Annotated in this window: 22 protein-coding genes and 1 pseudogene; 2 read left to right on the forward strand and 21 right to left on the reverse strand. The window is 66.1% G+C overall.

The features are described 5' to 3' along the window. The 4 genes and pseudogenes from ACF8ME_RS05425 to ACF8ME_RS05440 all read right to left on the reverse strand — a co-directional run. Positions 1-1151 (reverse strand): annotated as a pseudogene (locus ACF8ME_RS05425) (hypothetical protein); the annotation flags it as partial. Continuing rightward, positions 1148-3040, reverse strand: a complete 1893-nt coding sequence (locus ACF8ME_RS05430; RefSeq protein ID WP_392415581.1) for a hypothetical protein — start codon at positions 3038-3040, stop codon at positions 1148-1150. The pseudogene ACF8ME_RS05425 and the gene ACF8ME_RS05430, both read right to left, overlap by 4 nt. Next, positions 3037-3456 carry a hypothetical protein gene (locus tag ACF8ME_RS05435; protein WP_052734097.1) on the reverse strand — a complete coding sequence of 140 codons (420 nt, stop codon included), beginning with the start codon at positions 3454-3456 and terminating at the stop codon, positions 3037-3039. The genes ACF8ME_RS05430 and ACF8ME_RS05435 overlap by 4 nt, the downstream gene beginning before the upstream one ends. A 4-nt stretch (positions 3457-3460) precedes the next feature. Beyond that, positions 3461-7417, reverse strand: a complete 3957-nt coding sequence (locus tag ACF8ME_RS05440) for a tape measure protein (RefSeq protein ID WP_392415583.1) — start codon at positions 7415-7417, stop codon at positions 3461-3463. A gap of 22 nt (positions 7418-7439) precedes the next feature. Here ACF8ME_RS05440 and ACF8ME_RS05445 point away from each other — a divergent pair, with 22 nt between their 5' ends. Continuing rightward, positions 7440-7622, forward strand: a complete 183-nt coding sequence (locus ACF8ME_RS05445) for a hypothetical protein (protein WP_128422740.1) — start codon at positions 7440-7442, stop codon at positions 7620-7622. Here ACF8ME_RS05445 and ACF8ME_RS05450 read toward each other — a convergent pair whose 3' ends face one another. The 17 genes from ACF8ME_RS05450 to ACF8ME_RS05530 form a co-directional block, all read right to left on the reverse strand. Then, positions 7623-8399, reverse strand: a complete 777-nt coding sequence (locus ACF8ME_RS05450) for a hypothetical protein (RefSeq protein ID WP_046240451.1) — start codon at positions 8397-8399, stop codon at positions 7623-7625. Between the two features lie 64 nt (positions 8400-8463). After that, positions 8464-8925 (reverse strand): hypothetical protein, encoded by a 462-nt coding sequence (locus ACF8ME_RS05455; protein ID WP_046240450.1) that lies wholly within the window; start codon positions 8923-8925, stop codon positions 8464-8466. Continuing rightward, positions 8922-9257 carry a hypothetical protein gene (locus ACF8ME_RS05460; protein ID WP_046240449.1) on the reverse strand — a complete coding sequence of 112 codons (336 nt, stop codon included), beginning with the start codon at positions 9255-9257 and terminating at the stop codon, positions 8922-8924. The genes ACF8ME_RS05455 and ACF8ME_RS05460 overlap by 4 nt, the downstream gene beginning before the upstream one ends. A 2-nt stretch (positions 9258-9259) precedes the next feature. Next, positions 9260-9694 (reverse strand): hypothetical protein, encoded by a 435-nt coding sequence (locus ACF8ME_RS05465; RefSeq protein WP_392415585.1) that lies wholly within the window; start codon positions 9692-9694, stop codon positions 9260-9262. A 5-nt stretch (positions 9695-9699) separates the two neighbouring features. Next, the gene (locus ACF8ME_RS05470; RefSeq protein WP_202760065.1) at positions 9700-10638 is read right to left on the reverse strand and encodes a major capsid protein; all 939 of its coding nucleotides are present in this window, start codon (positions 10636-10638) and stop codon (positions 9700-9702) included. A gap of 36 nt (positions 10639-10674) precedes the next feature. Further along, entirely contained in the window at positions 10675-11046 is a 372-nt protein-coding gene (locus tag ACF8ME_RS05475; protein WP_046240446.1) for a capsid cement protein, read from the reverse strand. A 37-nt stretch (positions 11047-11083) separates the two neighbouring features. Beyond that, entirely contained in the window at positions 11084-12436 is a 1353-nt protein-coding gene (locus ACF8ME_RS05480) for a S49 family peptidase (RefSeq protein ID WP_046240445.1), read from the reverse strand. 4 nt (positions 12437-12440) lie between these two features. Next, the gene (locus ACF8ME_RS05485) at positions 12441-12755 is read right to left on the reverse strand and encodes a hypothetical protein (RefSeq protein WP_128422739.1); all 315 of its coding nucleotides are present in this window, start codon (positions 12753-12755) and stop codon (positions 12441-12443) included. Continuing rightward, the gene (locus tag ACF8ME_RS05490; RefSeq protein WP_046240443.1) at positions 12752-14353 is read right to left on the reverse strand and encodes a phage portal protein; all 1602 of its coding nucleotides are present in this window, start codon (positions 14351-14353) and stop codon (positions 12752-12754) included. Before ACF8ME_RS05490 ends, ACF8ME_RS05485 begins: the two co-directional genes overlap by 4 nt. Positions 14354-14359: 6 nt before the next feature. Next, on the reverse strand, positions 14360-14602 hold the full coding sequence (locus ACF8ME_RS05495; protein ID WP_046240442.1) for a DUF6148 family protein: 243 nt from the start codon (positions 14600-14602) through the stop codon (positions 14360-14362). Then, complete coding sequence (locus tag ACF8ME_RS05500) at positions 14602-15354, reverse strand: hypothetical protein (protein WP_052734096.1); 753 nt, start codon at positions 15352-15354, stop codon at positions 14602-14604. The genes ACF8ME_RS05495 and ACF8ME_RS05500 overlap by 1 nt, the downstream gene beginning before the upstream one ends. Positions 15355-15553: 199 nt before the next feature. Continuing rightward, entirely contained in the window at positions 15554-16048 is a 495-nt protein-coding gene (locus ACF8ME_RS05505) for a hypothetical protein (protein WP_046240441.1), read from the reverse strand. Then, positions 16045-18201, reverse strand: coding sequence for a phage terminase large subunit family protein (locus ACF8ME_RS05510; protein WP_152683552.1), 2157 nt, complete (start codon positions 18199-18201; stop codon positions 16045-16047). Before ACF8ME_RS05510 ends, ACF8ME_RS05505 begins: the two co-directional genes overlap by 4 nt. Next, entirely contained in the window at positions 18198-18773 is a 576-nt protein-coding gene (locus ACF8ME_RS05515; protein WP_052947228.1) for a hypothetical protein, read from the reverse strand. Before ACF8ME_RS05515 ends, ACF8ME_RS05510 begins: the two co-directional genes overlap by 4 nt. 454 nt (positions 18774-19227) lie before the next feature. Continuing rightward, positions 19228-20880 carry a primase-helicase family protein gene (locus tag ACF8ME_RS05520; RefSeq protein ID WP_392415590.1) on the reverse strand — a complete coding sequence of 551 codons (1653 nt, stop codon included), beginning with the start codon at positions 20878-20880 and terminating at the stop codon, positions 19228-19230. Continuing rightward, on the reverse strand, positions 20873-21943 hold the full coding sequence (locus tag ACF8ME_RS05525; RefSeq protein WP_392415591.1) for a toprim domain-containing protein: 1071 nt from the start codon (positions 21941-21943) through the stop codon (positions 20873-20875). The genes ACF8ME_RS05520 and ACF8ME_RS05525 overlap by 8 nt, the downstream gene beginning before the upstream one ends. After that, a complete protein-coding gene (locus tag ACF8ME_RS05530; protein WP_392415592.1) occupies positions 21943-22332 on the reverse strand; it encodes a hypothetical protein in 390 nt (129 codons plus the stop codon). The genes ACF8ME_RS05525 and ACF8ME_RS05530 overlap by 1 nt, the downstream gene beginning before the upstream one ends. A 237-nt stretch (positions 22333-22569) precedes the next feature. Between ACF8ME_RS05530 and ACF8ME_RS05535 the strand changes: the two genes are divergently transcribed. After that, a complete protein-coding gene (locus ACF8ME_RS05535; RefSeq protein ID WP_392415593.1) occupies positions 22570-22806 on the forward strand; it encodes a hypothetical protein in 237 nt (78 codons plus the stop codon). Positions 22807-22888: the final 82 nt, after the last annotated feature.

Consider the following 22888-nt stretch of genomic DNA (forward strand, 5'->3'; position numbering starts at 1 on the left):
CCGATCTTGCCGGTGTGGCCGATCACCAGATAGCCGCCAACCCGGTAGATGGGCACGCGGCCATCCTGCGGCAGGCGCACCGGGTCCAGGCCGATGACGGCCTCATCCAGGGGCAGGTAGAAATAGCTGACGCTGTTGTAGCGCAGCGTGGTCGGGTCCACGGGCCAGGGGCGCCAGATCTTGTCCGGCTGCACGGCGCCGATGTCGTCGGCCGAGTACCACCATTCGGACTTCTGGGCCGCAGTGAGCGAGGTGTCGAGCACGTAGTCCCCGAACTGCAGCTCCACCACGCCGGTCTGGTAGTCGATGCGCCCGCGCAGGTGATCGCCCGTGATCAGCCCGTCGATTCCGGCAATGGCCGTGATCTGGGCGCCGGTGGCGTCGGACAAATTCATCACGAAACCCGAAGGCTTGACAGGCGCGGCTGCGGTGCGCATGAAGATGCTGGCCGTGGTCCAGTTCTGGCGCACGGTCCACAGGCTCTCGACGGCGAAATCCGTGGGCGAGCCGCCCACGACATAGTCCGTGATGCGCGCCACGCCACTGGAATAGTCCAGGGCGCCCGCGACGATGCCCGGGCTGATCGCCGTGCGGCCCCGCACAAGCACTCCGTCGTAGTCCTCATACACCTGGCCCATCCATCGGAATCGCACGCTGTTGGGCACGATGTAGTCGGTGGTGTAGGGACACAAGTCCAGGGTGAGCGGCTCGGGCGTGTAGCTCATCACATGGTGCTGCGGGGATGCAAAGCCCTCGGCATACGTCAGCGTGACGGTGCTGGCCGCCAGGATCTCTTCGCTGACCGAGGTGTCGCTGCGCTCGCCGCCCTTGGACGACGAACTGCTCGAACCCGGGTCGCTCCCGCCACCGGACATGGACGTGGTCTCGAAGGTCTTGGCGTCCTCAAAATCGCTGTTGTAGCCCTCGGTCTTGCTGTCCAGCCGTAGGAAGCGCACGTTGGCGAACTTGCCCGCGTAGCTGATCGTGCCATCCGGGCCGAACGAGCCATGGCCGTCATCGGTCAGCAGATGGCGCACGGTGTCCTGCGTCTTGCTGGTCTGGTAGCTGGTCCTGCTGTGGCTTGAGGTCGACGTGGCTGTCGAGTTGGTATTGGTTGTCGTTGTGACGACGGCTGCGGCCATCCCGGTCATGATCCGTTGCTCCCGTTGGTGATGGATGAACCCCAGCGCCGGTAGGTGGTGCCACCGATGCTGTTCTGCCCCTGCGCAAAGTCCCCTTCGGACCAAGTGACGCCCGTGGCATCGGGCACGGGGTAGTGGTAGCCGTCCGGCGCATATGCGGCGGTCACCTCGATGTAGACGGCCTCCTGCGTCAGCACCCGCGTGCCGCCGGGGGCCATGTACTTGGCATAGATGTCGTTGCCTGGCAGCGGCACGCGGCTGGTCGTTGCCGGGGGCGCCACGGGCGGCACCTGGGGCATGTAGCTCACCTTGCTGGTGTTGCTGGTGTTCTTGGCGGCCGCCGTCCCCGCCGATGACGCGCCCGAGCTGGCAGACAGATTGCGCACCGTGATCCAGCTGATGGACACCGACCCGGCCGCAGGTTCGGTGTCGAAGTTGACCGTGGCGAAGCCGCCCGCATCGGGGGTCACGACCACGTTTTTTTCGATGATGTTCGCGTAGTCGTACTCGATGGCGAACTGGCCGCCCGCATCGACCATGAACTTGGGACGCAGCAGCAGCGCGCCCGAGGCATAGTTGATCTCGCCGGTGGCATCGCCCTGCAGCTGCCCGTCGTTGTCCGTGGCCGTCCGCAACACACCGGCCGACTGCCACTTGATCGACAGCGTGCCGCGCTTGATGCCCCGGTGGTCCAGGCGCAGCGCATGCTCGGGCAGCCGCCAGCCGGTGGCGCCGGTGCGATTCACGAACGCCGAGGCCTCGCCCCACTGAAAAATGATGCTCGAGCTGTCATCGGGCAGTTCCGGCAGCGTGACCGAGATGGAGCCGTTCGTGTAGTTGACCGTGCCCACGGCCCCGCCTGTCAGCTCGCCCTGTCCGTTGTCCGTGGCCGTGTACCAGATGCCCAGGATCTGGAACGAGACGGCCACAGTATTGGGCGCGGGAAAGGGGCGCAGGATGTTCACCCATGAGTAGCCCCGGTTTTCCTGGCTCACGCGGATGCGCCGCGTGTGTGGAGCAGCGGCCACCCTGATATCGCGCGGCGCCGTGGCGAGGGTCAGCTGACGCACGCCGGCCGGGCGCTGGTCCAGCGCCACGGACTCGGTGCGCGAGCTCGGCACCAGCTGGGTGTAGATGCTGGACACGCGCAGGACGTTTTCGCCCAGGGAGACCGCAGCGCTGAGTGTCTGTGCGCCATAGTAGGTGGCCGCGTCGGCGACGGTGGTGTCGCGGATCTTGGTCTTGCTGGGATCGGGCGCGAAGGCCCGGCTGGGCGGGCTGCCTGCAAAAGCAGTGCGCAGGCGCGGGGTGATCTCGCACCGTGTAACGCTGGCCTGGTAATCGACGTAGCCCCCCGAGACGGAAAAGCTGAAAGTCTGCGTCTCGGTCTCGACCCGCAGCACGCGGACATACTGGATCACCTCATTGCCGGCGCCTTCGTTGGCCACCAGCACCAGGGTGCGGCCGATCGTAGGTGCCGGGGTCCCGGGGCGGTGGAAGATGTGGATGGCTGCCTGCCCCTGGACGTGGTTCTCAAGCAGGAAGCCGTTCCACTCGGGCGCAGGGATCAGGTAACTGGCGATGGCCGCAGCGATCTCAGTGCGCCGGTCGAAGGCCCCGCAAGGCACCAGCGTCACGCTCACGTTGGGGTCCGTGGGCATGCCCGACAGGATCACGTTGGCGTCCAGCAGCGCTTCGGTGTCAGGGGTGCGCACGGCCGAGAACAGCTGACGGATGCTGGCATCGCCGCCAGCACGGTCCACCTCGGTCACATCGGGGAACACGCCATTGCTGACGCCCCACTCGATCACGTTGCCCGAGGGGCCACCACCGCCCTCGGGAACGTCGTCCATCACCTTGCTGGCGAGCAGAACGATGTCGCCGTCTCGAATAGTCATAGGATTTCACTCGCTTCAAGGAAACGCAGCACCAGGCTGCAGGAGTAGTCCCCGTCCTCGGGGTCGCTGTACTCGATGACCGACTGCATCGCCAGGGCGCGCGTGGTCTCCGCATCGCCGTGGTCAAACACGACGATGTAGTCCTCGCCGAGCAGGCGCAGCGTCATACGCAGGCCGGGCACTGCAGCCCATGCGCGCAGAGCCCGAAGAGTTGCCCGCGAGATCCAGGCGCTGTTGCCATCGCCCTGCAGCGTGATGGGCCGGCCGCCGTTGCGCGCCATGGCGTCGATGATCAGCGTGCCGAAAATGCCTCGCTCACTCTTCTGAGCCACGGCCGACCACGTCAGCTCATCGACCCAAATCAGGTCTTTGGGCAACTCGATCACGTCGAGGCCGTATGTGAGGGTGATGGACATGTGTTCAGGCTCCCAGCTGGATCTTCTGCTGCTCAAGCACACGCACGACTTCCCGCGCAAGGGCTTCTATGGACTGCTGGCCAGTGGCAGTTGTCGGCACGGGATAGGCCATGCTGTTGCCGATGTAGACATTGACGATGCGATCGACACGACCGCCACCCGAGCCACCTTCACCACCGCCGGTACCGCCCCCCGTGCCGCCGCCCGTGCCGCCTCCGGTACCGCTGCCGGTCTCGGCCTTTTTCTTCGCGGCCTCCATGGATTCGCGGATCGACAGGGCGTCCAGCTCACGCTGGTACTCGAACATGGTCAGGTCGAACATGTAGTTGCCAAGCGCCCCGGAACTCTTCGTAGTGAAGGGGTTGTCTCGGGCGTACTGTTCTTCCCACTTCTTGCGCCACGCTTCGGCCTCTGCGGTGCTGTTGAACGTGGGCACAAGATCCTGCTGGGACGTCGCGCCCCGATTCATGAACTTGGATTTGTCGAGATCGGAGTTCCAGTTGTCCTGTCGCTGCTGGAAGGCCGCAGATAGCATCTGACCTTGCTTGACCAGTTGCTGGACCTTCTCGGAGACCTTGTCGGCCTCGATACCCATGCTGCGCAGCACATCGGCGGCCGTGCGGCCCAGCGTGGTGAACTCACCGGCGGCACCCTTGGCCGCCAGCCCCAGGCCGTCCACGCCTTTCTTTGCATCGGCGGTCGAGACCAAGGTGGCCTTGCCTGCCGCATCCACTTCGACCTTGTAGCCACGCACCGCGGCCATTGACTTGACCCATTCAGGGGCAATCCCCTTGTTTGCCGCGATGGCGTCTTCAGCGGCCTTCTTGAAGCCATCGCTTAGTTCCCGCGCACTGGCTTTTCCAGAGGTCAGCATCACTTCAAACGCGCTGCGCGACTTGGCAGCGACGTCCTTGAAAGTCGCATCCGATGTAACACCCAGCTGAGCCATGGCTTCGCGCAGGCTGTTGATTCCCGGCTTGGCCTTCTCAAGCGCATCGGTCAGCTCAAGGGCCTTGGTTTTGGCCTGGTCGAGCAGGCCGTCGACGACCTTGTCACCCAGCGTCCTGCGCAGTTGTTCGACGCGCACGCGGACTTCGTCGATGGCCTTCTGGCTGTCGGCGGTGTTGATGGCTTTGACCAGACTGGCCTCAAGCACCCGGCCCGCATCAATGCCCTGCTGCTTGAGACGGTCCAGCCCCCCGATCACGACGTCGAGATCATTGAGTGCGCTGGCAGATGCGGCGCCGATCTTGCCCTGCAGGCTGGAGAACTCGACGCCGGTTCGCTGCACGGCTGCGCGCAGCACGTTGTCCATCATCTGGGCGACGCGCTCACCTTCACGCGTGGCCGCCGCCATGGTGCCCTCCAGGCGTTGGCGCAGACCGTTGACTACCTCTTCCGACGCGCCGGACTTGATCGCCTCCTCGAGCTGCTTGCCCAGCTTCTTGGCCTCATATCCGGCACTGGCAAATGCCTGGCGCGCCAAGACCTCGAACTTGCGCAGATCCTGGCCCTCAAGGGCCTTAGCCCAGGCGGCTTGGAACTCGCCCGCGCTGAGCTTTCCATCGGCCACCAGCTTGTCCAGCACGGCCGATGCGTTACGGATGCCCGGCGCAGAGCCAAGGTCGAAGTCCTTGCCGATCTTGGCGATGGCCTCGGCCGCCGTATCTCCATCCTTGCGCAGCTTGTCGAACTTGCCGATCAGCTCGGTCGACTGCTTGCTCAGGTCAAAGCTGCGGCTGCGCACCTCCTCCAATGCTGCAGCCTGGCGCCGCAGCGCATCGGCATGCTGCTTGGCGGCTTCCTCGGACAGGCGCGACTGGCGCTCGGCCTCTTCCAAAGCCTTGCCGTAGCCCATGGCCTTCGCGGCGGTCTCACCCAGCCACACGCCCAGGCGCTGAATCTCCGGCGCCAGGAATGTCAGCGCGACGCCCAAGCCCAGCGGGCCGCCCAGCAGGCCGGTGAGCGCGCCCACGCCTCGGCCCAAAAGGCCCACATTTCCAGTTGCCGAGGCCGCTGCTGCAGCAAAGCGTCCCTTGGCTGCCGCCGATGCGTCGAGGGCAGCCGTGGTCTGCGCCGTCTGCCGCTGCAACTCCCCCTGGCTGCCATTCACGCCCTTGAGGGCATTGCCCAGTTCACCCCAGGACTTGGCATTCGCTGTCTGGGCGGCGGTACTGGTGGCGGAGGCTGCAGCGTTTGCAGCCTGGGCCGCCGCACTGGCGTTGACAGCGATGGCATTGGCACGGTGCGCGGCCGTGTTGGCGGCCGTGGCCACGCTGTTGGCCTCGACCGCCTGGGTGGCAGTGATGGTCTTGGCAGCCCAGCCCGCAAACCATTCGGCAATCTTGGCGATCTGCATCGCGCCCCAGACCTTGCCGGCCGCAGTCAGTGTGTTGACCAGGATGTCGAGGTTGCCGGCCAGGGCGTCGATGACCTTGGCAGCGTTCGTGCTGCTGATCAGGCCCTTGTCCGCTGCTCCGACATACAGCGTCCACTGCGTGGAGAGGTTCTGCAGGGCACGGCCCACGGTGGGCGGCAGCTTGCCGTACTCGCGCGCCACCACATCTGCCTGGCCCTCCAGGGCCTTCATGACGGTTTCCGCCGTCAGGGCGCCCTGCCCGGCCATCTCCCGCAGCTCGCCAGTGGTGACGTTCAGGCCCTTGGACAGCGCCTCGGCCAGGCGCGGAGCCTGCTCCATGACCGAGTTGAATTCTTCGCCGCGCAACACACCTGACTGCAGGCCCTGGATCAGCTGCGTCAGCGCGGCCCTGGCGGACTCGGCCGCGCCGCCCGACAGTTGCGTGGCCTGGTTGATGGTGGTGGTCAGCCGCAGCGCCCGCTCCTGCGCGGCGGCTGCAGCCATGCCGCCCTCCTGCGAGGCTTTGGTCAGGCGCGCGAACAGGTTGCCGGTTTCCTCCAGCGAGCTGTTGGTCGCCAGGGCGACGCGCTGCACGCCGCCGAAGGACTTCTCGAACAGCGGGCCTTCACCCGTGGCGAGCTTGACACGGGCCTCGAGGTTCTTGAATTCGTCGGCTGTCGCGCCTACGTCCTTGATCAGACCACCGAAGTAGCCACCGCCAATCGCCAGCGTGGCGATCTGCTGGATGCGCTGCAGCTGCGCGCTGATCGATGACATACCCTCACGCAGCGTGCGCTGGTTCGCTGCCTGCACCTGGGTGGACTGCGAGGATGCTGCAGCGGCCTGCTGGTATGCCGGCGCCATGGCCGCCACGGCCTCTCGGACTTGCTGCACGGCGCCCTGCAGGTTGCGCTCCTGTGCAGTCAGGTTCGTGGTGCTCAGGCCCACGGCCTGCATCTGGTCCCGAACGCCGGCCAGTGTGCCGTTCTTGACGCGCAGCTCGCTCGACAGCTTCGCTGCGCTGCCGATGGCCAGGTCGTATTCCTTGCGCAGCGCAGCCTCGGCATTCTGCGCGGTAGTCGCAGCCTGGGCCGCTTCGCGCTGGCCGGCCTGCTGAGACTTCAGCTCGGCGGTCGCAGCCTTGATGCCGTCCTTCAGGCCCGCGACAGTATTGCGGTAGTCGTCCGTGCGCCTGGCCGTGCCCGTGGTCTCATCGCGCACGGCCTTGAGCGCGTCTTTCTTGCGCTGCAGTTCGGCCTGGGCCTGCTGGGTGGCAGTCGTCGCTGTCTTCTCGGCGGTGGCGAGTGTCTGCGTTTTGCCGCCCGCTTCCTGCAGCTCGTTGCCCAGGCGATCGACGGTGGAGACGGCTTTTTCAAACTCCTGCGACAGAGACTGCGTCTGCAGCTTCAGTGCCCCGAATTCGTTCAGCGCCCGCTGCTTGGCGCCCAGCGCCTCGAGGGCCTGGGCTGCGTCCTGGGCGCTTTTCTGCAGATCGCCCTCGAGCACGTCCCCGACATCCCGCAGCGTCTTCGCCAGTTGCTCGGCATCGGCCTCGCCCTTGACGGCGGCTTCGATGTCGTATTTGATCTTTGGGTCTGCCATGTTGGCGCTCAGAGGTCAGGTGATGAGAGGATTGATCTGGTGCATCGCACTGGTGTGCGCGGGATTGCCGCTGGCCCTGCTGGGCCTGTGGCTGGATTCCGAGCGCCTGATGGCGATCGGTGCCGGGGCCATCGCCACCGTGGTGGTGGGATGGCCGGTGCTGCTGCTGATGGGCGCGGTACAGACGTCTGCACCGCGCCGCTGATCAGTCGCCTGCGGTCGGGAAACGGACCTCGTAGCCTTCGGTCTTGCCCGCCGGCGTGACGATCTTCCCGGTCAGGGTGATTGCCGAGTAGTCCGAGCCCAGGAAGTCGAAGCCGTTGTTGGCGCCCAGCACGCATTCGTGAACGTCCACCTCGATCGGCGAGCCATCCACCATGTTCTTGCCGTCGAAGCGGGCCTGGCAGCGCACCTGGGTAACACGTCCGCCCAGGATCTTCTTGCCGTCCACAGCAGCATAGGTGCCTGTCAACCGTACCGTGTCGTCCTTCGCAGGCGCCCCATTCGTTGCCAGAATGCGGATCTCCCCGCGCAGCCAGTTGACTTCGTAGTGGGTGCCAAGGACATAGTCATCCCCAGCTCCTGCGGGCTTGACCGCGAAGCCCTGGTCGCTCAGATTGCGTTTACCCACAGGCAGCCAAACGCCCACGGCGCTGACAACGAAGTTCTGGTCGGTCAGCGTGCCCGAACCCTGCGTGACCGTTTCCACAAGGCCTTGGAACTGCATGGCCATGGCAGCAACGCTGGCGGCCGACAGCTCGACGGTGATCTCGGTGGGCTTGGGCAGCACCACCGACGCCCGGGCCTGGCCGTAGTCGAGGTGGGAGCGGGATTCGGAGACCTTCTCCTCGAAATTGGGCTTGATCTCGAACTTGTCGGCGTCGAGCGATTCGCCGAAACCGTCATAGGCCTGAGCGGCCGTATTCCAGATGTTGAGCGAGACAAGGCCCCCGGCCAGGATGGCACGTGCTGTGGTGGACATGGTGATTTCCTTCCAAAAAACAAAACCCGCTCAAGGCGGGCAATCTGCTGAATCGACCCGGCACCTATGCCGGATCGCGGTACGCGAGGGTGAATAGGCCCTGCACCAGTGCACCGCCCACGTCGATGTTTTCGATGCGGTAGCGCACGTCGCCCTCCACCATGCCGCCGCCTTCGATCTCGATGCCCATCTGCGCGAGCAGTGGCAGGCACTCGAGCACAGTGCGTTTGGCGAGGCGGTAGTCGGCGTGGGCATCCTGGCGCGCGGAATCGGTACGGCTGATGACTCCGAGTGCGAAGCCATAGGACCGGCGCGCCCGCTGGCCCGGCTGATCGCCTCGCGGCTTGTCGGCCTGGTCCTCAACGAGCAGCACGCGGTCGCCTGTGGATAGGTCCGCAGCGGTCACAGGGTTGTCGCAGAGGACCGCGCCCTGCAGGCCTTCAGCCGCCTGCAGGGCCTGGACAACGGCGCGGCCGATCACAAACGGTGCCCCATAGCGCAGCACATCAGGATGCGGTTTGGTCATGGCCTCGCGCTGCCCAGCAGCGCCTCCATTTCCGATCCATCGTTGACACGCCGAGGCATGGCCAGCACGCGCAATCGGTCGCCCACGCGCACGCCGATCGTGGGCTCATCGGCCTGCGCGATCAGCACGTCGCGCTCGCGCAGGTTGATGATCGATGGCAGGCGCAGCGTACGGTCTGCAGCGATAACCCGGCCGTCCAGTGCCTCTTCATCGATGACGCCCAGAATCCCCGTGGCCGAACCCACGACTGCGCCCTGTCGCTCGATGGAGAACGTCAGGGCGAAGTCGTCGCCGTAGAACACCTCGCGCAGGTCGCGGTCGAGGTCCAGCATGGTCAGGCCTTCCCGCCCTTGGCCTTGTCGTCAACGAGGCGTTCGGCTTCGGCCTTCTCCGCAGCAGCCTTCTCGGCAGCATGGCGCTCGGCTTCGGCCTTCTCCGCAGCAGCCTTCTCGGCAGCATGGCGCTCGGCTTCGGCCTTCTCCGCAGCAGCCTTCTCGGCAGCCTGGCGCTCGGCCTCGGCCTGCTCCGCAGCAGCCTTCTCGGCAGCCTGGCGCTCGGCTTCGGCCTGCTCCGCAGCAGCCTTCTCGGCCACCAGGCGCGCGGCTTCGGCCTTCTCGGCTGCAGCACGGGCTGCGTCGATCGCTGGGTCCTCCAGCACGCCCAGCGCGACCAGGGCCGCGCCCTCGTCGGCCTTGAGCGTGATGGGGCTGCCCACGCTGTGGCGCTTCCCGTCATGCTTGACGGGCGACAGTACGGTGTACTTCGGCATGGCCGTTACGCTGCCGCGCCCTGGAACAGGAAGCCCGCAGTGGCACCGACCAGCTCGGGGCTATAGGCGTCGGAGACGGGGTAGTACCACGTCTGCGTGTTCTTGTCGAAGTACGGCTCTTCGACCTGGGGGCGGTCCTTGAGCTGGTAGGTGTAGCCGTAGTTGGGAGATCCGCGCTGTTGCATGGACGCCGGCGTGGTGTAGGCCAGGATGGCGTCCAGGCCCCACATATCCTTGAATTCGCTGTCCTCGTAGTAGGTGGCTTCGCCTTCGACGATGCGGTCGATCTCCAGCAGGCGCTGCAGCTGCTCGATGGTCGCCGGCACACGGTCCACCGTCACGCTGATGCGGTCCAGGATCTTGGGGTGGTTGCGCAGAGCCGACAACACCCGGGGGCCAAGGGTCATGACATTCGGCTTCTTGCCGATCTTCTTGCGGATCACTTCCTTGGCCTCGTTGACATCCTCGGCCGGGTTGCTGTTGGGGTCGGTCCACTTGCTGGAGCCGGACAAGGCCGTCTTGTTTTCCGTGGGGTAGTTGGCAGGGTTGCGCGCCAGATCGGCGGCGAGCTTCTCGCGCTCATTCGCCATCACGTCCTGCACCGTGTTGACCGCCATGGCACCCATGTCGATGCCGGGAACGGCCTGGGCTTCCTCTTCATTCTCGATGGGGACTTGGCCTTCCAGGCGGTGGTCCACCAGCGAGTACTTGCCCTTGGCATAGCCCAGCTGGATGCGCTTGGTGTTCGCACCGGGCGCACGGGCCGTGTTCACCAGGCGAAAGCTCTCAGGGCCGAAAACCAGGATAGTGCCGGCGCGCTGGCCGACCTGCACGATGGGGAACAGGATGCTGGCGATCTTGGCATTCGGCGAGCCGTAGCCCCGCGCCACCTCGGTGAGGATGGGATCGACGACGCGGAGATCGGAAAGGTTGGGTTGCGGCATGAGTTTCTCCAGAGAGTGATTCAGGGATGGGATGGATCAGGCGGCAGCGCTGACCAGGCCGGCGGACGGAACCAGCAGCACCTCGATGCGCTCGCCCGCTGCAGCAGCTGCGCCGAGCGCTCGGGCCACGGGGCTCTTGCTGCCCACGGTCAATGGCACGACGCGGCCCTGCGCGTCGACCATCAGTGCTGCGTCCAGGGTGACGGCAGCGCCCGCCTCGACGATGGAAGTGCCCTGTACATCGACGGGCAGCAGATCACCGGCCTGGGCTGCGCTGGTGCGCGTGACGCCGAAGGCAACGCCGCCGGCGGTGGGATAGCCGCCGGACTGCGTGACGAAGCGTTCGGCCGAGACGGCGGCGCTGGCCACCACGGTGAGGGTCAGAGTGGAAATGTTCCCGGAGGGCATGTTGTGCTCCTAGTGAGGGGGTTGACGATCCGGGCGCTCAGCTGGCGTAGCCCAGTTCCTTGAGCGCGGCGACGAGGCTGATGCCCTGCTCCTTCGCCACGGCCTTGGCCTCTTCGACCTGCTGCGCCTTGGTCTTTTCGCCCTTGTCGGCTGGGGCGGCGCTGCCCTTGGCAGCTGGCGGCGCATCCTGCTTGTGGGCCTCGATGGCAGCAGCACGCAGCGCCTTCTCAGCGCCCAGCACCGCCAGGCTGGCGTCGGCAGCCGAGGTCTTGCCGTCGAAGGCCAGGCCCTGCAGCAGCTCCTCGTGGCCGGGCAGTCCCTCGCCCACGGCGAGGACCGCCTTGATGCGGTCACGCTCCTGGGTGGCACCCAGGACGGTGAACTCGGCCTGGATGGCGGCGAAGAGAGGGGCGTGGTCCTGCTCGAAAGACGCACGCGTGATGGGATCGGACATTGCTGTTTCCTTTGGATCACGGGTTGAGGATTTGTCTTTGGGCGCAGCACCGGCGCTTGCTGACGGGGCCACCGGCTTGATCACGGCCTTGCGGCGCGATGCGAACTCGGTGGGATCTGCGGCCATGCGCTCCAGCAATGCGTCGAGGGTGGAGACACCGTCCACCAACCCCGCATCGATGGCCTGCTGGCCACGGAACACGCGGCCATCGGCCATGTGCTCGAGAACTTGCTCGGCGCTGACACCCCGGTAACGCGCAACGTCGTCCACGAACAGCGTGTAGACGTAGTCCACGTCCGCCTGGACAACGGCCCGGGCCTCATCGGACAGGGGCTCGTTCGGCTTGGACAAGCGCTTGTATTTGCCCGCTGTGATGCTTTCCTGCTGCACGCGAGACGAGGGGTCGAACTCGCGGTCCACCACCACGCCGATGCTTCCCACGCTGACGACAGAGCCGCTGACAAAGATGGCGTTGGCGCCGCTGCCGGACCACATGCCCGCGCTCAGCAGCATCTCGCTGGCGTGCACGACCAGCGGCTTGATGGCACCGGCATCGTGGATGGCCTGGGCAAACTCCGGCACGCCGATCACGTTGCCGCCGGGCGTATCCATCGCTACCACGATGCTGCGCACCCGCGCGTCTGCCAGGGCGCTTTCGATCTGCAGCGTGGCCTGTCGAGTGCTGATGCCGCCCGAGACGCGCATGAACAGGTTGGCCTTGGGGGCCATCACACCGGACAGCTTCAACAGCGCCACACCGCCGGGCAAGACCTCGTACTCCTGCTGTTCGTGCGCCAGCGGCCGGCCCAGCCGGGCCTCGATGGCGTCAAGGTCCAGCTTCTCGCCGCGCAGATGCATGGCGTAAATGCCCTGGATCTCCCGCAGCATGCCCGGCTCGATGGCCCAGGCGCCAAGGATCATGTCGTGCAGCGTCATGGTGTCAGCCTCCCCTGCTCGGCCCGCTGCTCAGGTAGCGGTTCACATCGTTCATGGACTTCTGCAGATCCTTGACGTCGCGTCGGATGTCCGTCAGCGTTTCCTTCATGCGCGAGTCCTGCTCGCGCATGCGCTCGATGGCGACGGTGGCCTGGATCTCAGTGACGCTGACGCGCTTGTCCAGCGTGCTGTACGCAGAAAAACCGGCCACCAGAAAGCCGACGAAGGTCAGCATGTGACCGAGGTTGATCGTCGGGTCGAACACCATGCGGCGGCGGTGGTGGTGGGACTCGGTCAAGGGGGCGAGATCAGTGCTCATTCCTGCTCCTGGGGGGCTTGTTTCGGAGGGGTTGTTTTGGGTTGCTGGGGCGCCGCAGCGCCGGCCTTGGGCGTGGGCAGCATTCCGTCTTTGACCAGTCGCTCGTACTCGGCCAGCTTCTGGTCGTAGGTCTCATCCCATCCGCTGCCGAACAGTTCCCACTCGGCACGCTCGCGAGTCATCAGCCGCGCGTCGATGGCCTCGACGTAGGCCTCCACCTCGGCCTTGGGATCGATGCTGCCCATGCTGTCGCCCGGCCAGGCGGCACGCGTGTAGGCCCAGCGCAGCAGCGGGTCGGCAAAGAAGCCCGGCGCGGGCACGCGGCCAATGGCCACGGCTTCGGCCAGCCAGGTCTCGAACACGGGCTGGCAAAAGCTCAGCGACAGCCAGTAGCGCACGCTGCGGAAGTACACCCATGCATCCAGCAGCGCGGCCTTGCTCGCGGAATAGCTGGCGTTGAATTGTTTGGTCAGCAGCTCGAAGGGAAGGCCCAGGGCGATGCCCATCTGCTTGATGACGGCCTGGATGAAGGGCTCGAAATTCGGATTCGGCCGCACCGGGTTCACCATTTGGACCTTCTCGCCAGGCTGCAGGCCTATGACCGCGCCCTGGCCCAGGGCGATGTCGGCCGGGGCCTCGGAGTGGGTCGAGCTGGTGCCGTCGAATACCGGCGCCGCGTTACCCCCTGGTGCTTCGATGAACACCGTGAGGTAGGCGGTTAGCACCGCCGCCATGATCTCGGCCTCGGTGTAGCGCGAGATCTGCTTGATGCAGTCGATGATGGGCGCCAGGTAAGGCACGCCCCGGGGCATGCCCGGGCGTAGGCAGCGGAAGTGGTGCAGCATGCGGCGGCGACCGCTGCGGCCCAGGCGTTCGATCCATTCGCCCCTGTACGCGCCACCCGCTGTCGGCAAGCCGCTGCCCGGGTGCTTGTCGTACAGGTGGTAGGCCTCTGGTGCACCGTGAGCGTTCAGGCGCACGCCGCCGGCGACGGTGTCACTGTCGGCCTTGCCACCAGGGTTGCCGACGCGGTCGGCTTCCAGCACCTGGATGCGCAGCTCGTAGGGCTGGGTGGCCGTGCGCTCGCCATCAGGCAGCAGCGAGAAGCAGTCGCCACTTTCCAGCGCCGACCGCAGCACCAGAGCCTGCAGCTGGTAGAAATTCTGTTTGCCCTCGATATCGCACTCGGTGCTGTCGGCCCACAGGCTGAATTCCTGCTGTACCTTGGCTTTCCAGGCAAGGGCGCGATCGCGGGACCAACCCAGCACGGCGAGGTTCGGCTGCGCGCTGAGCGCCAGGCCCGTGCCCACGACACGGTCGATGTTGGTGTTGATGGCACCCACCGCGATGGGGCTGGTGCGCGCCAGCTCGCGCGAGGCGCCGCGCTGGAAAGGCAGCTGCCGCATCGTGTCCGACCGGGCGTCCCGGGGACGCGGGTTCCAGAAGCGGCGTGGAGAGGCAGATCCGGCGGATGGCATCTCGCCGCCCATGGCCTGCATTGCCCCCAGCGTCTGGATCTTGGCGCGGGACAGCGCCCTATCGGCCGCCCAGCCCGGAGCCACCGCTGCAATCGCGCGGTCAAGCAGATTGAGTTCCATGGCCGTTTACCGGGGGGACAGGTAAGCGACGCGGCGCACGCGGCCGGCCCGGCCCTGCAGGCGTTCGATATTGGCGCGGCACTGCTCGATGCCTGCGCGGACCTGCTCGAGATCGGCGCGGCGGTTGCGCCTGGCGGTCTGTCCGTTGCCGATCATGTATTCCTGCGAGTTCAGGATGCGTTGCTCGGCGTCGAGATAGGACTGCAGGCGCTCGCGCTCCTGCGTCAGCTCAGTGGCGGCATCGGTCATTACCAAGATCCTTTGGATTGCAGGTCGGCGATCGCACGCCCGAACTCGGGGCGGAAGCGCGCCAGCGCCACACGCTGCACGGTGCCGCTGAAGTCGAGCCGAACCGAATAGTCCGGCGCGTCGCTGGTGAAGACGAACAGGGCGCGCAGGCGCTTGCCCTCGCGCCGCCAGATGCCGTCAGGGCGACCACCGCCCTGCGGCTGGCCTACGAACATGTCGTTGGCCAGGCGCCGGCCCTTGCGCAGCTTGGCACCCGTGGCACGGTCGCGCGTGGAGCTGGCGGCGCGGATGCCCTTGAGGGCGTTGAGGATGGTGCGAACCTGGGCGCCGCTGACGTTGCCGTAGGCGTCCAGCTTGGCCGCTGCGCCCGGCATGGCGTACTGCGTGGGCGACAGCACGCCCTGGTAGCGCAGGGCCATCTCCAGACCCTTGTGCTTGCGCACGCCGCCCTCGACCTCCGGGAACAGGAAGTTTTCCGGGGCGACGCCCGGGGCATGCGCGCCGGTCTTGACCATGACGCGCGCCATCAGGTTGTCCTTGGTGGCGGGCTCGATGCGCAGCGCGTTGAGCGTGTAGGGAACGGGGTTGGAGAACACCTTGCGCATCTCGGCCGGCAGATCCTCGGCCTGTGCCTGCTTGGCGCAGCGGGTCAGCGCCGTGGCCGCCGCATAGGGAATCATGCGCGACGGCACACCGCGCACGGACGCGATCACGTCGGCGATCGAGGCGCCCGTGCGTTGGATGGAAAGCATGAATGGAGGCTCCAAAACAAAGCCCCCGACTCCTTTCGGAGACCGGGGGCTGATACCGACTTTCGCTGCTGCGGTTGGGTGTCGGGAGGATGTTTTCTGCGTCAGGCGGATTTTTTAGACCTACCTGAATTGATGCCAATTTTGGGCCAAAGTGTCATATCAAAGCGAGCCCTAAATTGTCATATCCAGAGCTGACACTTTAATCCTTGACTTCTGCGCTATTGCCTGGATTCCATTCCTCAAGAATGGCCTGTGACGCAGAGTAAAGCCGCTTTCGGAACGAGGCCAACACCAGGTAGTAGTGCTGTCGGCTGATTTCCAGCGCAGAGGCGGCGACCTTCACGGGCGTGACCCGATGCACGTAGTACAGGTCGAACACCCGCTTGTCCAGCGCATCCGGCTGGCACTGGTACGCGAGATGGAATGCCGCCAGCTCAGCGCTGCAGGCAGCGTTCGGCCCATCTGTGCGCAGCGGCCTGGTGCGCGCACCGCTGAGCTGGCCCAGGATAGACCCCATGCTCGGCGATGGCCCGTAGAAGCGCCGAGTGGCTTTCCAGGCCACCCAGCGCTCGCACAGCTGGTCCAGGTTCTGCTGTTCATAGTCGGCGTGAGGCTCGGCCTCATCGTCCTGTCCGGGCGCGGGGGCTGCCAGGCGCAGGGCTTCGGGGTCGTGGAGATCGTCGTGGCGGGTCATTGGATTCCTCTTGAGTAAATGCGGCGGCCAACGGGCGCCGGGCGGGCAACGGGGGGCAATGGCGAAGGGGCCGCGAAAGGCGGCGGGGGCGGGACAGGTGCCGGTGGCGGCATTGCAGGCGGCGGCAGGACCACGCTCGCGGGGCTTGGCGCTTCGGCGTGTACAGACGTCTGTACCGGCACAGGTGCAGGCTGCGGGACGGGCGCCACGGGCGCGACCGGCTCGGGCACTGGAGCCGCCGCCAGCACGGGGGCCGGCACTGGCGCCGGTACAGGTGCGAACAGATCGCCGATAGGGGGGATCAGCTTGTCGCGCAGCCGCTGCCAATCCAACGGGGTCCACTTGTGCAGCCCCAGCTGATGGGCGATGGCAAGGTTGTAGACACTGACGTCCCAGGCCTCGTTTCGCGCGCCATTGGGCTTGACCCATTCGCGGATGGCGCGGCCCTTCTGCCAGCGCGTACGCGCCTGCTCTACCACCATCTGGTCGAACCATTCGGGTGGCAGGGCATCGTTGAAGTGCATGGCGCCCGGGCCTTCGGCCAACTGCATGCGGTTGGAAAGCCAGTCCTTGGCGACGTCGGTACCGACCGTCCACAGCTCTACGCCGCCGGGCGTCTTGGTGCCGCCCCAATCGATGTCCACGCGGCTGGGAGCGCTGCCCATGATGGGCTTGTTCGGGCGCGAGGAACCATGCAGCACCGTGCAGTTCAAGGTGCGGCGCGCTGACCCGTAGTTGTAGACATCCTGCGTGTTCGCGCCACCGGCATCGATGCCATAGGCGCTGATCATGATGGGCCGGCCCGATGCGTGAAGCAGCGGCGTGCGCCGGATCTCGTCCAGGCGCTGCCACACGCTGCCCGGCGTATCGGGCGGGTCGGTGGGCGCGCCGTTGAGGACGATATAGTCGATCACCCAATGCTCCAGGCCAGGCCCCCAGGCCTCGATCTGGACCTCCAAGCGGTTGGGCTGGGTGTCAGCCGTCAGGATGGCCACCAGGGCCGCGTCGGGCAGTACGCGCAGCGGGTATTTCTCAGCCCTGTCGCGCAGCTGTTTGGCCGTGGTCACGGTCTCCGAATTCTTGTACGACAGGCCCAGGCGGGTGTTGTAGAACACCTGCATGGCCTCGTGATCGCCACGCGCCAGGCGGTCCTTTGCCCGCGCGTACTGGCGCGCCAGCGTGAGCCAGGTGATCGCGCCCACCGGCATGTAGAAGGCCGACAGCGTGAAGCTGATGGTCTCGCCATCGCCCTGGGCCGTGGCGACCCATCGTGCTTGGCCTCCAGCCGCCACGTCGCGCAGCATCGAGGTCTTGTGCCGTTCGTCGATCTCGCAGCCGCAATGTGGGCAGTCGAACCAAGCCCGGACCATGAAGCCTGTGTCTTCATCGCGCCGATACTTGAAGTTCTCAAGCAGCAGGGCGTGCAGCTCGCCGCAGTGCGGGCACGGGACGTGGTAGTACTCCTTTGTGCCCATCTCGAAGAGGGTGTCGATCTTCGAGAAGCCCTCGATGGCCGGGCTGGAGGTGTAGAAAAACTTGGCGTCGTTCGCGTACTGCGTGGCCCGGGCCTCGGCCAGCTCGACAGGATCGCCTTCGCCATCGACGTTCAGCTCGAGCCGGTCGATCTCGTCGACGTAGATGTAGGGGGCGGAAACTTCGGCCAGGTTGGCGGCCGAGCCAGCCGTGTTCATGTACAGCGTCGCGTCGCCCAGAAAATCCTTGGCCTGCACCGTATTCCGGGAGTCGCGGCTCTTCGCCGCAGCCACGCGCTCTTTCAGTTCCGGCACGCTGCGGATCATGGTCGAGATCCGCGCCGAGAAGCGCTTGACCAGGGTATCCGTGGGCTCGAGAGCCAGGATGTTGCGCGGCCGGCGATGGATCAGCGAGCCGATCCAGTTCAGGGCCGTCTGCGTCTTGAACATCTGGGATGCGACCTTCGCCACCACGCGTTTGCAGGGGTGGCCGGGCGACAGCACCTGGTGCACGCGACGCGCTGGATAGCTGTGGTCGAAACTGAAGCGCCCCGGCTTCGGGCCGCTCTTGGGCAGGACCATGAACTCCTCGGCCCACTCGTCGCAGAGCAGCTCGGGATCCGGGCGCATGCCCTCGACCGCTGCCTGAACCATCAGTGCATACCCGTCAGCGAGATTCACTGGTCGGTCTCCTCTGGCAAGACGCCCTGCAGGCGGCGTTCGGCCGCGCCGAAGGCCTTGCGCAGCTCGTCGTGGATGATGCGTTCGATCTCGCGCGAGTCGGCCAGGCCCACCAGCTGCGGCGCAGCACGCTGGGGCACGCCCATAGCCTCATCGCGCAGGGCGCGGAAGGCGTCAAAAACGCCGCGCCAAGCCGCCTCGCGGGACACCAGCAGCTTGGCCTCGCGGGCGTTCTCCCGCTCCTCGCGTTCCACCGACGCCCGTTCCCGGCGCACGCGCAGGCTCTGGTAGTCATCGCCGGGCGCCACGGGCTGGGAATCCTGGGCTTGTGGCGCGTTTTCTGACGCACCCTGCCCGCCCCCCTGCTCTATCGGCAGCGATGCGCCAGCGCGCCCGCTGTCGGCCCTGGCGCGCGTGTTCTGCTGCCACTGGATGTCCGCCACGGCCGGGTCGATCTTCCCCTCGATCAGGGTGATGCGCTTTTCCTTCACAGCCTTCGCCACGGCGGACTTCGCCACGCCCCGGCGCCGGGCGTACTCGGCCTGCGAGACCAGCTCGACGCGCCCGTTCACTTCGGCCCCCAGCGTTCACCAGTTCGTTCACTTTTCCCCAGACCAGCCACTAGCGCTCGCGCGGGGGCCGAATTACCCCCGTGATTCCATGCGCCGGGAGTACCTATGCCGGGGGGTGGGGTATACCCGATGGGGTGGGCGGGGGTCGCCGCGCCGCCCGCCGTCGCCAGATCCTGCCTATCCATTTCCTCTTCCTCTCTTCTAAAAAACAAAGAAGTGATTACGCGGTTACGAGCGCGCGTAAACACGAAACCCGCGCCACGCCTAGCGAGTTACGCATTTACGTGGTTACGCATGTCGTGCACACACATGCACGCACACCCATGCATGCGCCCGCACTCGCCCACACATGCATGCATGTGTGCGCAATCCGTAACTGCGTAATCACGTAACAACCCGCGCCAATGCTGGATTCCAGCGTTACGCACCTTCGTAATGGAGTAATCCAGCCGCATCACTGACCTCCCTCTGGCTCTTGCCCTTGGGGGGCCGGGGAGCCGCTGCCGTAGCCCGAGTACTTGCGCAGCGCATCCGCAAAATCGCGGACAGCGGACGTTGCCCACTCACCCTCGGTGACGCGCTGCTCCCCTTCGCCCAGGATGGGCTCCGTCACCAGCAACATCCGTTCGGTCTTCTTGGCCTGGCCGGGCCGCACAACGTTCATGGGCTTCACCCGCATGGGATGGCCCTGGCCCTCGGCAAACCGAATCACGGTGGGCGTGAACGCCTTCTGGGGAAAGGGGTAGCGGTCCCCTGTCCGCTGGCACCACTTCAGGTAGGCGGCATAAGCCTGGGCGACAGCGCAGGAGTGGTAGGGCAGATCCAGCTCGCCCACTTGCCACTCAGACCAGAACAGCTCGGGGCTCTTGCGGTTGATCTCAATCAGCGCCGACTTGGCCTCAGTCATGGGGGCCGGGGCGTAGGCGTGGAAATCTCCCAGTGGATAGTTCAGCAGGTAGTGGTAGAAGGCCTCGATTCCGCCGTTGTCCCGCCATTCGCCCAGCGCCTTGTAATACTCGAAGCCCTTCGCCCTGGGCGTGTAGACGACCAGGTAGCGGCGGTCCGAGTTGTCCAGGGCCAGCGGCTGCAGCTCGTTCGAGAGAAACACGATGTTCATGTGGTTCTTCTCTTCGCGCCGCGTCAGGTGCTTCGGGTTGATCTGCACCGTGGGCGAGGTGATCAGCGCCTTCAGCCGGTTCTTGTTGTGGACCAGCTCGGCCCGGCTGGAGACTTCGTCACCGACCACGAACAGCTTGCAACTGCGCCAATCGTTGTGCTTGTCCTCCAGCTCATCCTGGCCAACCAGCGCGCCGTACTTGCCGTACAGCGCGACCATGATGTCAAACAGGAAGTTCTTGCCGGCGCCTTCGTCGCCATGCATGACCACGGCCGTGCGCAGCTTGGCGCCCGGGTGCTGGAGTGGATAGGCCAGCCAGCACAGCAGCCAGTGCATGATGTCGCCCGTATCGGCCTCATCAGCAGTGGCGCGGCTGGTCAGGAACGAGACCAGATCCAGCATGGGCTGGACGTTGCCCTCTTTCGGCACCATCGCCATGCCGTCGTAGAGATTCACGCTGGTGGCCGGGTCGACCTTGAGGGTCGGGTCAAACACCACATCCTCCAGCCGCACGGTTTTGCGCTTCTCGCTCGCCTTCCACATGCGGACCATGTCTGCGCCGTGCGCGTGGCCCATGTTGGCGATCTTCATGATCAGCCGCTCGGCACCATCCCATACCGTGTCCGTGCCGTAGATCAGCACGAAGTTCTCGGCCAGGTGGTTGAACTTGCCCCAGTCGACGGTCTTCTCTTTTTTCTTGCCCTGCACAGGCGGATCGGCTTTGTCGGCCGGGGCCTTGCCACCCCCATCCCCAGAGTCGCGCGCAGCTGCGCTTACTTTGGGGGGGCGGGGGCGCGAAGAAGATGGCTCGGCCTGCGCCTCGCCCGGCACGCGCACACCCGCCTGAAAGTCGACGTGCACGACAGAGTTATCCAGCGGCGCTGGCGCGCCGTGAGCTGACGAAGCATGCGACTCTTCGGTCGCATGCGGTGGCGGCAGTGGCGGAAACGAGGCCCCGCCGTCGTTGATGTCGTCGGTGTGCTCAGCCATACCGCCTCGCCATCGCCTCGACCACACCCACCAGCTGCCGGCGCACCACGTCCAGGCCCTCGAGGACGTGCAGATCGTTGAAGTCGGTATCCTTCGGCCCCCGTGTCGAGGGCTTGAAGATGGGCCAGACCAGATCGCAGCCGTCCGTGGCCTTGGCGGCGCGCGCAGCGGCCGTGCGGCCCGGGTTGATCAGCGCGCCCGTGCGCTTGTCGCGGGTCATGTAGTCGTCGTCGGCCAGGATCAGGATGCGCGTGGCCGGGTACAGGCTGCGCAGCACGCGCACCACCTCGGCCAGGTTGCCGGCGTCCAGGGCCACGAACACGGGGTGCTGGCGGTCGACCGCCATGCGGGCCGTCAGGCCCGTGGCATAGCCCTCGACCACCATCAGCAGCGCGGTGCTGCCGGCGTCGATCTCGCCCAGCCGGATGCAGCAGCCCGGCTTGTCGAAGGCCCGCAGGTAGATCTTCACGCCATCGGGGCGGATGAACTGCAGGCCTCGCAGCGCCTGAGCGCGCGGCAGATCCGGCCGAACCAGGGGCAGCAGCGCAGTGCCGGCCGGCAGGCGCACCACCACGTCATCCTCGCCACGCTTGCGGGAGGGCCAGCGCAGGGACAACTGACGGTCCAGCGCCCGGAAGGCCTCGCCCTGCACCTGCTTGCGGTCCAAGTAGGGCGTGGTGGCCACGCGCACACCCTTGCGCCAGATATCGATGGCCTCGGCCGCGGCGTTGGCGATTTCCTGCGCGCGCTCCTGCGCCGCCGCCTCGGCCAGGGCCTTGCGTTGGGCGGCCTGGCGGGCGCGCTCGGCCTCGGACAGCGGCGCCAGGTCAATCTCCACCTTCTGCCAATCGCCGCCGTGCCGATACGTGCCGAACGAGCCGACCACATACGTACCGCCGGCGTCTGGCTGCCACAGGTGGAGCTTGTACCAGTCCTTCCCACCCTTGCCACACGTGGTCTTGCGACCGCGGCGGATTCGCTCATGCATGAGGCCCAGGTCGCGGTGGCGCAGCTCAATCCCGAACTGCTCCATCTGGTGCAGAACGTCCTGGTAGTTGTCCATCAGTCCTTGCTCCCGTTCAACTGCCGGAGCTGGGCTGCAATCTGCAGCGCGGTACCCATGACACGCTCCAGTGCGTGTGCCATGCGCGCTGTCTCGGTGACTGGGTCCAGTGGCACAGGAGGGGCATATCCAGCGCCCCGCATGTAAAAAGCTGCCAGGCCGTGAAAGCCAATCTCGCGCGCCTTGCGCATCAGCAGCAGCACCTGCCCCGGGTTCAGTCGCTCGGAGCGCGAGGGGTTGAGCGCATCCAGCAGGTAGCGCGCAGCGGCCTCGGGCGTCTTCTCGGGGTAGAGCATCTCGCCCACCTTTTTGGCGCCGCCCAGGCGCTGCACGGCGGCCTTGGCCGCGTCCAGCTCGTCTTCGTACATCAGGATTTCATCGTCATCCATGGGTCACCTCTCTACTGTGATCCGGCCGGTTTCCGGCCCCGTTCCGAACCGTTCCGAATCTTTCGGAACCGTTCGGAATGCCTCGACGAGGCAAAAAAAAGAGACTTCGGTACATGAACCCACGCACCGAAACCTCGCAAGAAAAAGCCGCCCAGGCCCACGAAGGGCACAGGGCGGAAAATGCGCCCGGGGCGGGACACGCCCCTGGCAACCACGAAACCAAGAAAGGACAGCCCAATGCCGGCCAACACACCACAGCGCCTCGAAGAGGCCTTGCAGCGCATCGATGCCATCGAGGCCGCGCTGGGCGCGCTGACCATGCTGGCCGTGCAGCACATGCCGGCGGCCGAGCAGCGGCGCTTCGCGGAAGCGCTGGCCACCTTCGGCGCGGCAGCGGAAAAGGAAGGGGATATGGCCACGGCTACTCTGCTGACCGGGTTGCACGGTGCGGCAGTGAGTGGGTCGGGCGCGTAGCGCTCCAGCTCACCCAGCGCTGGGACAGCCTGACGGCGTCCAACGCAGCAGCCTCGCTGGCGAGATCCCGGAAGATCGGCCT

The organism is Delftia sp. WSY_7, from assembly GCF_043104845.1.
Classification (GTDB): Bacteria; Pseudomonadota; Gammaproteobacteria; order Burkholderiales; family Burkholderiaceae_C; genus Comamonas; species Comamonas tsuruhatensis.